The organism is Vibrio tubiashii (genome assembly GCF_028551255.1).
Taxonomy (GTDB): Bacteria; Pseudomonadota; Gammaproteobacteria; order Enterobacterales; family Vibrionaceae; genus Vibrio; species Vibrio tubiashii_B.
Genome location: NZ_CP117029.1, coordinates 1,450,564 through 1,463,875, shown reverse-complemented (window position 1 = coordinate 1,463,875; position 13,312 = coordinate 1,450,564). Strand labels below are relative to the sequence as shown.

Genomic DNA, 13,312 nt, shown 5'->3' with positions numbered 1-13,312 from the left:
AGTGGCCGTCAGTATCCATTTGATTTCTGTACCCACTGAAGAGGTTGTAGCCTCAAGAGTTGTGTATCTTCCAGAATCAGGAGGCACTCTTGGTCGTGCCCCTGCGTGTGATATCTGTTTACCCGACCAAAGCAAACGTATTTCCCGTACTCATGGCGAAGTCCGCCTAACCGACCGAGGCTATGTATTGATTAGTCGTGGTCAAAATTGCGCTTCATTAAACGACAAAGTCATGGTGAGAGATAAAGAATACCCACTCAATGACGGAGACATCATAAAAGTAGAAAACTACACCATGCTTGTTTCTACTCTTGTTTCCTCAAGTGCTGAGGTACCTCAACAAGACGATGACGACTTTCTCTCTCAACCATTTGAGTTAAATCTTAACGATGACGAAACTGAGTTCTTAGAACAAACAGAAGCACCACAGCAAAAACAAAACGGCGCTTCGTTTTCGCATAAAAATGTTCTAAGCGATGACCCTTTTGCCTCAGACCCATTTGAAGATCTAGATAGCGACGAAATCGCTGCTCATGTCGAAGTGGACGAAGTGGCACAAACAAAGACGTTCGAACAGTCTACCGATCTAGAGTATCTGCCTGTCGATACACCAAGCAACAATACTCAGTTGGAAGCGTCTATTGAGAAGCTACTTACGCTATCTGAGAAAAACCAACAATATTTGCAAAACCCAATGCTTCACCATGATGCCTTGTTTGATGCATTAGAAAAAACCGTTGATCAGTTTTTAAATGAGTTCGCTCCTAAAGAACTTGAAAATCAGTTTAGCGAGTACCTGTCTGGCGGACTGTTCAGCAACAAAGAGAAAAAATATTGGAAGATCTATCGTAAGCACTTCCAGCACAGACAACAAAATGGAGACTTTCGTCGCCAGTTCAAAGCTTTGTTTTTGGAAAATATGCAGAAACAGCGAGAGGAAGGTTGATGAGGAAGTGGTATTTAGCGGCAGTGCTGTTGTTAGCTGGATGTTCTTCTGATCCAGTCCCTGTCGTTTCTCAATACAACTTAACAATTAAGTCGGATGCAACAATGAATCCGTCTGATTCAAACACAGCAAACCCTGTCGTTGTTAGATTGTATCAATTAACCGACGTACAGATGTTCAAACAAGTACCGTTTATCGATCTGTATTCAAATGACGTTCAGCTGCTAAGCGCGAACCTAGTGTCAAAACAAGTGTTGCCGGTAATACTTCCAGACACAAGCACTGAGCAGGTATTAGATATTAACAAAACAACCCAATACGTTGCTGTTTTAGTCGAGTTTGTTGACTACCAAAACAGTGAAACCAAGGCATTTTCCACTTTGCCAGTACAAGCAGATCAATATCTTCAGCTCAACATACAAGGGGCAAAAGCCTCGTTAGAAATAGTCACACCTGAATCCAGCTGGTGGCAAGTATTTTAGTCAGTATATAGGGAATTAACGTGGACGCGTTTAAAAAAGTAGTTTGGCAAGAAGGCATGTTTATTGCCCCACAACATTTTCAGCAACAGGATCGCTACGTACAGAACTATGTTCGTCAGAACGTTGAGACTCTTGCTGGATTTGCTCCCTTTTATGGTGTGACAGAACTCACCATCAATCACGAATTATTAAAAATCGGTAAGCTTTCCATCGCCAGTAGCGCAGGTGTGTTTCCTGACGGTACTCAGTTTGAAATGAAGCACGAGGTTGCCCGAGATGTTATCCAAGGCAGCATTGAAACTGTGGTCTACTTGGCACTACCTATCTCTTTGCAAGGTAATAATGACTACGGGCAAGAGCAATCGGATCAAGGCCGTTACCTATCTCGCTCTATCAACGTATTTGACACATCAACATCAGAAAATGCGAGCGTTGAGATAGATGTCGCGCATCTGAATATTTCTATTAAGTTGGAAGGTGAAGATACCTCTGGCTTTACGCTTATACCTGTCGCCAAGATTTTAGAATGCACAGAAGCAGGTGAAGTGATTCTTGACCGCGCATTTATTCCAGCATGCCTGCACTACGGTGCCTCTCAATTGCTACTTGAGCGTTTAAAAGAAATACATGCCCTTACTGCCAATCGCGCAACTACCCTATTGCAGAGAATTCAAGCTGGCCAAGGGCAAAAAAGCCCGCAATCAATGATGCAAGATTACTTGTGGTTGCAAACCTTGAACAGTTGGCTGCCGTGGTTTGATCTCTCTATTAGCAATCCAAAGCTGCAAACACACCAAGTATACGGTGAGCTGCGTAAATTCGAAGCTCAGATCATGGCTTTAACTCCAGCGATTCCGGAGCCATGTTTGCCATTGCAGTACCACAAGCTTTACGAGAGCTTTAATCCTTTATTCGCCTCTCTGCGCAATATGCTCACGCTGGTTCAACAAGACTCAGTTCTAGAGTTTGCTTGGGATAGCTCTTTGTTCGAACGTCGTCGATTGCTCAGAACCTTAATCAAAGACACCGCAAGCGTGTCGAATCGTCGATTTGTCCTCTCTGTTAAATCGACCATTAGCAGTGCTGAGCTCAATGAGCTGTTCCCTATCGCTGCCAAGTTAAGTAACAACGCGCGCATTGTTGAGATCGTACGAAACGGCCTATCGGGTATTGCGCTGTCACCGTTACCCGTTGCACCAAGTGAACTTAAACCGATGCAAGGGGTGTCTTACTTTGAAGTCGACACTGCCGATCGTATGTGGTTAGAAATGCTCGAAAACCGCGATGCGATTGCTCTCCATGTCGATACTCGAATCGCAGACCTCGAAGTTATGCTATATGCCCTGAGATAATGCTATGGACTATTTGGATGAAGAAACCCTAGTCTGGGATGCAAAAGAGTCCGAGTTTGTCGCTAAAGAAGACGATGTCAGCGACAGTTCATGGATCTCTGTTGATGCGAGCCGAGGTCGCAGTGAATTTCTGCACTATTTTGATAAAGCAGAGAACCAGCTACTCAACATAAGCAGTGAGCTACTAGCGATCACATTAAAAGTCTCTACGCTTCCCGAGCCGGAAGATGTCACTACTTTACGTCATCAACTAGTTGACGGGATTAATGACATCAAAACAAAAGGCGCTGAGCTTTCCTACCCAGTCGCAGTCATTGATAAACTCTGCTTCCTCTACGCGGTCGTCTTAGACGAACTGATTATTTACAGCGAATGGGGTGAGTTGCGAGGCTGGGAAAACAAAACCCTGCTGAGCGAACTTTTCGGTATGCGAAATGGTGGTGAGCTGTTCTTTACTGTCGCTGATAAAGCACTCAGACAGCCGCACAAGATGATTGACCTACTTGAGATCATCTACATTTTCCTAAACATTGGATTTAAAGGTCAGTACCGAGAGACAGGAAATGACCAACTTAAATCCTTCATACATCAGTTAGAGCAACTGATTAGCCAGTATCGACAAACTAGCGCGATCCATTGCCGTACTCGAATTAAACTACCTAAAGTTCGTAAGCCAACTCGTCGTAAACGCTACTTTATCACTACAGTTTTCTTCTTATGCCTGATCTTTACCAGCATTGCCCTGACCTATTTTTGGTACAACAAAACGCATTCGCAACGAGCTCGCGACTTTAACAACTTACCGGACTTCAGCGCTCGCTATGTAATGTCAGGCCAAGTGAATGATATTGTCTTTATCAGTGATGACGCTGACTTGGAAACCATGCCCCAACGAGCCAGTAAAGTTGAGCTAGTGGACGCTCCACCACCGCCTAATTTAGGTACCAGCCATTCCTCTTGGTTGGTTCAATTAGCAACGTTCTCTTCGCAGAAAAATGCTGAAAACTTTGTTTCTACGCTCGCGCCATCAAAGTATGAGGCGGTTGTTGACGAGTTTGATTCCTACTTCCGCGTCATTGTTCGAAGTGAGTCCTCTGAACAAGCAAGAGAAATTAAGAGTTGGTATGTAGAAAAAGATCAGCTCACACCCATCATCGTGAGAAACACGCAAAACGACAATAAAAACGATAAAGAGGCACAATAACGATGAGTGACGCTAAACCCACACAGAATTCAACAAAGCGTAGTCTTGTCTGGTCTATACTGCTTACTTTGCTTGTCATGCTGATAGGTGGTGCCTTAACCTGGTGGCTCTATCCAGAGAAACTTATTATCGGTGGTATCGTATCATTCATCACTGGTCTCGTTATCGGTTTACTCACTTACTGGTTGATGCGACGTAAAGGCGGAGCAAGTAAAACACCCGATCAACAAAGATTGCTGATCCAGAAACGAAGTAAGCTGTTGGCTTTGCACTTTAAACGCATGATTGGTGTACAAAAGCGCAAGAAAAGGCTTAACAGTCGTTATGACCAACCTATCTACCTATTATTGAGCGACGACCCATGTAAAGATAAGAGCATCATTACACAGATGGGATACGAGGCGTACAAGGTTGATGATTTCGGCAATGACATCGAATTTCCGATTCTATTCTGGCTAAGTGAACACTCTATTCTTATCTCCATTAGCATGGGTGAAGATCAACAACCTCAGTATCTGAAAACCCTCTCGGATAGCCTCAATAAATGGCGTCCACGTCAGGCTATAAACGGATTATTGTTGACGACCGAAATCGCTACACTACTCGGCAACCAAGAGAAACTTACTCAACGAGCTGATGACGTTAAATCGACTATTAAAACCTTCAATGACACATTCGGCCTGAATCTGCCTGTATATAACCTGATCACCAACATGGGTCAGGTGAACGATTTCTGTCAGTTCTTTTCTGCATTTGATGAAGCCAAACGCAACGATGTCTTTGGTGCAACGTCTCCGGTTCTTAAAAATGGTGGGATCGACGCAGATTGGTATCACGAAGAGTATGACCATTTAATCAGCCAATTAATTGCTAACACCAGCAGCGCGCTTTCCTCCCAGCTCAATCAAGAATATCGTAACTCTATCTGTGCAGCGCCTTACCAGTTTGGTTTGCTAAAGCAAAGTCTGTGGCATTTCTTACAAAGGCTATATCGAGGTGATCAGCTAAGTAATGGTCTCAACTTCCGTGGATTTTATTTCACTCATAGCGGCTCAGGTGAAAAGCAATATGATCTGCTGGCCAATGTCGTGAATGAGTCATTGGGCAACGAGAAGTTCCAACAGCACCAGCAAATCCCCGTCACCCAAACTCTGTTTGCTCAGCACATCATGAACCACGTAGTGTTGAATGAAAATGAGCTTGTCGGCGTTAACCGACGCAAAGAGAATATGCTGATATTCTGGCAAGGTGCTTACACTGTGTTTTGTGCCGTGCTCCTAATTGCCATCTTAGCGATCATTAAGTTAGATTTTGATTACCAAAATGCGCGTGAAACACGTGCCGATAACATGTTAGAGCGCTACAAAGAGGCGATCGCTGCGTCACCTTACGATATTGAGAACATGGCGGACAATATTCCGAACTTGTATTCTCTCAACCGTATCTACGCGCTCTACCTTCAACCAGACCCTTGGTACACCCTGCCCTTCATGCCTAGTTCAAGCATTAAGAAGGAAGTGGAAGCCGCTTATTTCGACGAGCTAGCCCGTGTTCTTATTCCTTCGATGGAAAACACCTTAGAAAAAGATCTGTTTGTCTACGTAAACCTTGAAGATCAAGCTAAGACCTTATCTTTATTGAACAACTATCGCTTACTGTTCGACCCTAAGCGTACCAACATTGAAGAGCTAAAAAGCTACTTTATGTCATCGTTGACTGACCAAGGCGAAGCAGACAGCGTAAACCTTGCTCAGCTCAAGATTTTGCTTGATGACGTCTTCGCCCAAGATTTAGTTCCCACTAAAGCCAATTTCGATCTTGAGAAGTTAGCCAAGAAAGTCATCAATCAAACTGGGGTTGAGACTCTGCTTTACGAGCATATCTTAAACTCGCCAACCTACTCTAAGCGTGTCGATGTGCGTCAAGAGTTAGGATCAAACTTCTCTCAACTGCTCAGTTTCTCGCCAAACTATGTCGGTTACTTGGTACCCTACTTGTATACGCCATCAGGCTTTAATGAGCTGGATCTTTCTGTCGGTTCACCTGTTCTGACTGAAGCATTGCAAGCATATGAAGGGGTGGCTGGTAGCTCGCCAAGTGCGCTAGAGCTCTACCGTATTAGTCGAGATCTTAAGCAGATGTATCAAAACGACTACATCAATTACTGGCGAGATTTTACCGCTCATATTCAAGCGAATAACGTTGATAGTGCTGATTCACTGAAGGCAACACTGTCTGTGCTTACGACGGCATCAAATAACCCATTGGCTCAGCTGTATGGCACGATCAGCAAATACACGTCAGTCGAAATTGAGGTGCCAAAAGCCAAAGAAGGCGAAGCACAACCACCGGCTCAAGATGCCGATAAGAAAGAGTCTGCTCGCCAGATTTACATTGCCTTTATGCCTTACCACCAGCAAGTAGAAGCTAATGATCAGGGAACAAAAGCAATAGATACACTTCTTAGTCAATTTACAGAAATGGAGACGTATCTAGAGAAGTTTTACTCTTCAGACAAACCTCAAGAGCTTGCTTTCTCAACCCTAACCGCAGAGCTAAAGGTGAGTAACCCAGTTTCCTTTGTCGCAAAACAAACTGAGAAACAGCCGCAACTATCACTCGACATCATTAGTGGCGTGACTACGCAGGCAAATGAAATGGTGATGTTACTGGCACATGGTTATCTCAACACGGCTTGGCAAAGCGAGGTATTCCAAACCTATCAAGATACGATTGCAGCCTACTATCCATTTAACAAAACCGCTTCAGTGGATGCAACAACGAGCGATGTCGCCTCTTTCTTTAAGAGTAATGGTGTATTGGATAAGTTCTACCAGAGCAAGCTAAAAGGTTTCTCTACCGATGAACGCTCTCCGTTCTTGCCGGGGCTGCTACCGAACTCAGGGTTGGCACTTGACCCTAACGTTTGGCAGATGATTAGCAAAGCGACGGACATTCGCAATGCGCTGTTCTTACAAGATCCGCAAAACCTAACGCTTCAATTCCAGCTAAAAGCGATGGAGATGAGCTCGAACCTGACTCAGTTCTCTATCATTGCTGAGAAGTCTCTGTTTAGCTATCAGCACGGCCCAAGGCTATGGAGCAAGCAGACATGGTCAGCAAAAGACGTGGACAAAGACTCGATAGGATTCAAACTACAAGCGCAAGAAACGCAGGTAGCCGATGAGAAGTTCACCGGAAGCTGGGCTTGGTTCAAGTTGATTGAACCAAGAGTAGTATCGACAACCTCTCAAGATACTACTGTGAAGTTTGTGTATGACGAGAGTCAGGTTGAATTAAGCATTAAGACGCAAGGGCAAAATAACCCATTTGTTCCAAACTTCTTCTCTGCTTTCTCGCTTCCAGCCAGCATTTAAGATGAAGGATTCGAGTTCTGAACTCAACCCTAGCATCCTAAACAGTATGCGAGCTTTAGGGGTTTCCTATTGCTCGCATATTGGTCATCAAGTGTATCTCGTCGACAGCGCCTCACATGGAAAGGTTGCCCTCAAATTTGCTCTTTCCACACTTGCTAAGTCTCAACTTCGCAACGAAGCTAGTTTTCTCGCGAATTATGCCTCTAGCTATTGGCCAAGCTTTATCAATGCCGATAGCCATCATCAAGCCAGTTGGCTGATGTACGCATTTGTAGAAGGTCAATCTCTGGCTGACTGCACAGCTCAACCCAATAACGCGTTGATATCGAAACTCGAAACTGGGCTTAAAACAATTCATGAGACAGGTTTTATCCATGGTGACATCAAGCCTGCAAACATCTTAACTAACCCAAAGGGTGATCCTGTCTTTGTCGACCTTGGTAGCGTGCTTCCAATCGGGCGACCTTACGCAGAACAGCCACACTCTTCAGTTACACCCAGCTTTGCAAGTGTCAACGCGCTAACGCGTCATGGTCTTATTGGCACCCAAGATGACTATGCTTCCTTAGCTTTGACACTTCAGACTATCGGTGAAAAACACCCTTACCAAGGGCAATCCATTATTGAGTACGTAGCAACAAAAAAGCTCCCTGATTTGGGAGCTCTTCCTGCTAGATATCAAATCCTCTTTAACCAGCAACACAGAATGGCTAAGCGACTCGCTGCTTCGAAAGGTACTGGTTGATATCCACCTCACCTATTTGGCTTTGTGGTAAAAATGCTTGTGCGTAATCCATATAAACACCACTCTCAAGGAAGAGTAGGAACAGCTCCATATCTACGTGTTCATCGAGCGCCATTTTGTACAGAATATCAATCGCTACACTGACAGGTTTGGCTTTCTTATAAGGTCTATCTGCCGCGGTAAGCGCTTCAAAGATATCTGCAATAACCAGCACTCTCTCAGGAATTGAAAGCTCTTCCGCTGACAGCCTGCGCGGATAACCTGTCCCCTTAAGGGTTTCATGGTGCGTAGAAGCGTAGCGAGGGACGCGACTCAACTCTTTGGGAAATGGCAAAGCCTCAAGCATTTTGATTCCGCTGATCATATGCTCGTTGATCTTGAATCGGTCTTCTGCAGTCAAAGTACCGCGCGAAATTGATAAGTTGTAGATCTCTCCCAAGTTATACTGATGTTCTGGCACATCCACTTTTATACCAAACTTCTCATCAAATTCGAGTGGTCTGATGCGCTTTTGTATGTGCTCTGGTTTGTCAGAAAGTAACGGTTCGGTGGTCGGAAGCACAACGTCCGATTGAGGTTTATTCAAGTCTTCGAATGGTGAAAGCCCTAAGCGATCATCAAAGTTCCTTTGCCAAGTTCTACCAGCAATTTGCTTGATTCGTTCAACTTCTTCTTGACCCATGAACTCCCCGCCGACATTGGATTTGGCGATAAATTCAAACTCTTCCTGCAGGGTTTGCTTATACCGTTTGAGTTCAGCAAGCGCTGTGTTCTTATCTTTAGTTGAAGCAAGTTGTGAACTCAAATATTCAATTTCGGCATCACGCCACAGTACTTCAAAGCGCATGCGAATTTCGTGGATGCGATTATAATTTGCTTCGAGTTTAGTGCCCTTATCAACCACATGCTCTGGTGTGGTGATCTTGCCACAATCATGTAGCCAGGCGGCGATTCTAAATTCTCGCCTTTCATCGTCATTTTCGAACTTAAACTGTTTAAACTTACCTTCTTGGCACTCTTCTGCTGCCTTAGCTAACATCATGCCTAGCTCTGGAACTCGATTACAGTGCCCTGCGGTGTACGGGGACTTGTCATCGATCGCTTGCGCTATCAGCTTAATGAAAGATTCAACAAAATCCTCTTGTTGTTTCTCATGTTGTTTGAGTGCAGCCCCCATAGAAGCAATAGACTCCGAGAGCTCTGACACCTCTTTAATACGAGTATTAACCAGAGAAACTGAGTCATAATCTCTCGCTTTTATCTTCTTGGTTTCAAAGCGAAGCGCTTTAATTGGAATAACAATAGGCGCACTGAACTTCCATGCTAAAGGAAGCAAAATCATCATGACTAAAACGGTTAGCCCAATCGAAGTGAGCAGCTTAGGCCATACTTGCTCGTAGATGATATTTTCAGGCAGAACGACGGCGAAAAACTCATTAAGACCTTGCTCAGACAACAGCGGAGTCACATAGATAAAGTACCGCTTACCTTGAATATCCACCTCCATCATCGAGTTATAAACTTCGGGATTTTGTGACGCGGTAAAGAGTTCCGGATAAGGCACAAACGTTCCTCGCCACTGATTGGAATCTAACCACTTCTCTTTCAAGGCTGTTCGTTGCTCTGGAGTAATGGCGATCAAAGCCTTATCTAAAATATCGACAACTGAGTTGTGCTCCTTTTTCATATATAAATGAAAAGGTAGCAAATCAGTGTCTATCAGTTTTGAGACCTTAGCCTGATCAGTATTCGACAGTTCATTCAACTCTGAAAGCGTATGAAAGGTATCAATAATGTAGTCATAGCTCTGTGTCGCAAGCCCTTGCTTAGCTTCATCCAAACTGGCTACTTCCGTGATGTTTAGAGTGGGCGCTCGTTCCAGTAGCCATGATTTCATCCCATAGCCACCGACCACAGCGATCGACTCTTGAGAGAAGTCTGCCAGAGCTGAATAAGCCGGTTTATTTGTATTTGAAGCGACCGCCAACTCACCACTAAACAGAGTAGCGCTCTTGACTCCCTTCACCGCCTTCGTCTCAGGTACAGAGTGAAGCACATCGATATCACCTTGGTGATACATCTGTGACAGCGTCACTGAGTCAAAGCCGTTTACAAACTCTAATTCTATGCCTGTCATCTGCGAAAGTAAGTTGAGAAGATCTATCGCATACCCTTTAGGCTCTCCTGACTGAGCATAGTCGTAAGGCCCCCAATCATTTTGATTGGAGACCATAAGTGAACCTGCTGCTTCTATCTCGGCTCGCTCTTTGTCACTAAGGGTTATTGGGCTAGCGCTTGGAATACGTATCTCATGAAATAGCTCAAGGTTAGAAGCAATTACCTCGCCTTTATCATTAAAAACAAACGATTCAGCGCCACTATCCGGTGAAAGTCCGAGCTGTGTTGGCATCATCTTCTCTTTCATTGCCGAATGGACAATATCCACCCCAATCACACGTGATTGAGTACGAATTGAGTATGTCTGGCCGGTAATCTTGAGATGCTGAAATAGATAAGGTTCGGTCTTAAATATCTTCGTTTCCTTGCTGCCCAAGTACCAAGGTCTTTGAGTTGGGAAATAGTTACTGTCTTGTGCAACACTTTTGGTCAGTTCAAAGTCTTGGGTAAAATAGCTCGTAGTACGAATTCGACTCTGTTCAGGTCCTGATATTTTAATGATCACCCAGCGATCATTGATATCCGCACCTATCTTTTGTCGCACGATCGGCGACGACTCCAAGTTAATTATCTGATAGAAATCATCATCATCTCGCCCGATATATAGACTATAAAAAAGCGGATTATCTTCGAGAATTAAGGTGAAGGTATTACGAATTTCAGTCTCAATAAAGGTGTGGTTGGTTGATTCGGCGACACTTTTTAGTATCTGCACACTGCTGGTTGCGTTTTTATCGACGAGCTCCAAGTAAGAGCCCATTCCTGAGGAGGCTGTAGTCAGCTTAGCCAACACATTCTCTTCTGACATCTGTTTACCAAAATAGTATTGTAACCCGATGGCACAACAAGCCGTAAACAAGGTCGCGAATATAAACATTGTCCCTACGGTAAACTGAATAGAGAACTTTCTAGCTTGACGTTTGTGATGGTTCATTCTTGAACGCCCTCCGATGGCATCGAGTGAACGGTTCAAATTCCCAATGTTATTTATACTTGGGTCTTTCTAATCCGGATCACTAAATTATTAGAATATATAAACTAATTGCCAAATATCATTCCATAAAAATATGAGACAGCTTGCAATATATTTACCTATTTATTGCATACGTGCACAGAGCCATAGCCCGAACGCGTGAACTTTATGAACAAAACCCCCACAATGACCAATATTCTTTTTATCAACGTATTGGAGACATAGATTTAACAGACCATTAACCTTAAACACATCTAGCAGCAAGTTCCCTCCTTGTTACTAGAGAATTGATAACGATAAGCGTGTTCTCAAAGAAGAATATGCCCATACATAAGGAACGTGAATCATGTTTAAGGTACTAAAACCAACCCTAGCCGCTTCGATCATCGCTGCGTCTTTTTCTTTTAACGCTTTTGCAGCTGATGTAGAGAAAATCCACTTCTTAATCCCCGGTGGTGCAGGTGGTGGTTGGGACATGACAGCTCGTGGCACAGGTGATGTGTTAGTTAAATCTGATATCGTCGATAACGTCTCTTTCCAGAACCTATCTGGTGGCGGCGGCGGTAAAGCAATTGCCCACCTAATCGAAACAGCAGAGCGTCAAGAAGATACGCTTATGGTGAACTCAACCCCAATCGTAGTGCGCTCGCTAACAGGCATTTTCCCACAATCTTTCCGCGACCTGACACCTGTTGCCGCGACTATCGCTGACTACGGTGCGATCGTGACTTCCGTTGACTCTAAGTACAACACTTGGGAAGACGTTGTAAAAGAGTTTGAATCGAACCCACGTAAAGTGAAAATCGCTGGCGGTTCAGCACGAGGCAGTATGGATCACCTTGTTGTTGCAGCGGCATTCAAAGGCGAAGGCTTCGATGCTAAGAAAGTACGTTACATCGCTTATGATGCAGGCGGTAAAGCAATGGCAGCCCTTCTATCAGGCGAAACGCAACTGCTTTCTACAGGCCTAGGTGAAGTTCTTGAAATGTCTAAATCTGGTCAAGTTAAGATTTTGGCAGTAACGGCACCGAAACGTCTGGACGCAGCACCTGATATTCCAACACTAACGGAATACGGTAACGAAACTGTGTTTGCTAACTGGCGCGGATTCTTTGCAGCACCTGGCGCTAGCCAAGAGAAGATCAACGAGTGGAATGCAGCTCTGACCAAGATGTACAACACTGACGAGTGGCAAGTGGTTCGTGACCGTAACGGTTGGATTGATAACTACAAAGCGGACAAAGAGTTCTACGCATTCCTAGAAGATCAAGAGAAGCAAATGGGCGACCTGATGCGCGAACTTGGTTTCCTAAAATAATCGTTAAACCGATTGTATGAGGGTGACTTGCACCACCCTCATCCCTTTTCGCCGTACATGGGCTAACTACACACAATCTCCTCTGTTTATTTATAAACAGTTAAGCCTCTTTGACTAGCAGCAAATGGCTTATTCGTTGGTGAAACATGCTCATTAACTCTCGTGTACGGCTTTTTTCTTTCCTTACCTGTAACGCAAATGGAGTTGGATATGTCGGACTTGCCAACGAACTCATTCACTAAAGGTAATTTTTTCTCAAAAGAAAACCTACTCTGTCGCGACCGTGTTGGCGCGATGATATTTTTGCTTGTCTGCCTTTGTTATGGCTACCAGACAACCCAAATCCCTTTATTTCCTGGCGATGAATACGAACCCTTCACGGCTCGCACTCTGCCAACACTTTTAACATTCGCAGGTATCGGCCTTTCGCTACTTTTATTGGTAACGGGACAACCTGATGTAAAAAGCGGTGCCGTAGTCGATTTCAACTGGAAACTGCTTATCGGCTTTCTAGTTCTAATGGCGCTTTATGGTGTAGGACTAACCTATGTCGGCTTCGTCATTGCAACAGGATTCTTTTTGCTTGCAGGTTTCTATCTGTTGGGAGAAAGACGTAAGAAAGTGCTGTTTGGTGCATCCTTTCCGTTTGTCATCGCTTTCTACCTTCTGCTCACCCAAGGCCTAGATATCTACTTAGAGCCAGGTGTTATTTTCACCATGCTGTCGTAATTTAAGGA

9 protein-coding genes are annotated in these 13,312 nt (G+C 44.3%); 8 read left to right on the top strand and 1 reads right to left on the bottom strand.

Annotation, left to right across the window (positions count from 1 at the left end):
* Window position 1: 1 nt before the first annotated feature.
* The 6 genes from LYZ37_RS06675 to LYZ37_RS06650 are packed head-to-tail and all read left to right on the top strand — an operon-like array spanning window position 2 to window position 8,106.
* The gene (locus LYZ37_RS06675) at window positions 2-946 is read left to right on the top strand and encodes an FHA domain-containing protein (RefSeq protein WP_272787002.1); all 945 of its coding nucleotides are present in this window, start codon (window positions 2-4) and stop codon (window positions 944-946) included.
* Window positions 946-1,428 carry a type VI secretion system lipoprotein TssJ gene (tssJ, locus tag LYZ37_RS06670; RefSeq protein WP_272787001.1) on the top strand — a complete coding sequence of 161 codons (483 nt, stop codon included), beginning with the start codon at window positions 946-948 and terminating at the stop codon, window positions 1,426-1,428. Before LYZ37_RS06675 ends, tssJ begins: the two co-directional genes overlap by 1 nt.
* Window positions 1,429-1,448: 20 nt before the next feature.
* Entirely contained in the window at window positions 1,449-2,780 is a 1,332-nt protein-coding gene (gene tssK / locus LYZ37_RS06665) for a type VI secretion system baseplate subunit TssK (RefSeq protein ID WP_272787000.1), read from the top strand.
* A 4-nt stretch (window positions 2,781-2,784) separates the two neighbouring features.
* Complete coding sequence (gene icmH, locus LYZ37_RS06660; RefSeq protein WP_272786999.1) at window positions 2,785-3,984, top strand: type IVB secretion system protein IcmH/DotU; 1,200 nt, start codon at window positions 2,785-2,787, stop codon at window positions 3,982-3,984.
* Between the two features lie 2 nt (window positions 3,985-3,986).
* Window positions 3,987-7,361, top strand: coding sequence for a type VI secretion system membrane subunit TssM (tssM, locus tag LYZ37_RS06655; RefSeq protein ID WP_272786998.1), 3,375 nt, complete (start codon window positions 3,987-3,989; stop codon window positions 7,359-7,361).
* Window position 7,362: 1 nt separating this feature from the next.
* Window positions 7,363-8,106, top strand: a complete 744-nt coding sequence (locus tag LYZ37_RS06650; protein WP_272786997.1) for a protein kinase domain-containing protein — start codon at window positions 7,363-7,365, stop codon at window positions 8,104-8,106.
* On the opposite strand, the gene LYZ37_RS06645 is transcribed toward LYZ37_RS06650, so the two are convergent.
* Window positions 8,072-11,218, bottom strand: a complete 3,147-nt coding sequence (locus LYZ37_RS06645; protein WP_272786996.1) for an HD domain-containing phosphohydrolase — start codon at window positions 11,216-11,218, stop codon at window positions 8,072-8,074. The genes LYZ37_RS06650 and LYZ37_RS06645 overlap by 35 nt on opposite strands.
* A gap of 385 nt (window positions 11,219-11,603) precedes the next feature.
* Between LYZ37_RS06645 and LYZ37_RS06640 the strand changes: the two genes are divergently transcribed.
* Window positions 11,604-12,575: a tripartite tricarboxylate transporter substrate binding protein gene (locus tag LYZ37_RS06640; protein WP_004748390.1), complete on the top strand. Its 972-nt coding sequence runs from the start codon at window positions 11,604-11,606 to the stop codon at window positions 12,573-12,575.
* A gap of 210 nt (window positions 12,576-12,785) precedes the next feature.
* Window positions 12,786-13,304: a tripartite tricarboxylate transporter TctB family protein gene (locus LYZ37_RS06635; RefSeq protein ID WP_272786995.1), complete on the top strand. Its 519-nt coding sequence runs from the start codon at window positions 12,786-12,788 to the stop codon at window positions 13,302-13,304.
* Window positions 13,305-13,312 lie beyond the last annotated feature (8 nt).

Excerpts from the sequence above, each read along its gene's own strand:
- tssJ (WP_272787001.1), top strand. The coding sequence starts at position 946 with ATGAGGAAGTGGTATTTAGCGGCAGTGCTGTTGTTAGCTGGATGTTCT.
- icmH (WP_272786999.1), top strand. The coding sequence starts at position 2,785 with ATGGACTATTTGGATGAAGAAACCCTAGTCTGGGATGCAAAAGAGTCC.
- tssM (WP_272786998.1), top strand. The coding sequence starts at position 3,987 with ATGAGTGACGCTAAACCCACACAGAATTCAACAAAGCGTAGTCTTGTC.
- LYZ37_RS06650 (WP_272786997.1), top strand. The coding sequence starts at position 7,363 with ATGAAGGATTCGAGTTCTGAACTCAACCCTAGCATCCTAAACAGTATG.
- LYZ37_RS06645 (WP_272786996.1), bottom strand. The coding sequence starts at position 11,218 with ATGAACCATCACAAACGTCAAGCTAGAAAGTTCTCTATTCAGTTTACC.
- LYZ37_RS06640 (WP_004748390.1), top strand. The coding sequence starts at position 11,604 with ATGTTTAAGGTACTAAAACCAACCCTAGCCGCTTCGATCATCGCTGCG.
- LYZ37_RS06635 (WP_272786995.1), top strand. The coding sequence starts at position 12,786 with ATGTCGGACTTGCCAACGAACTCATTCACTAAAGGTAATTTTTTCTCA.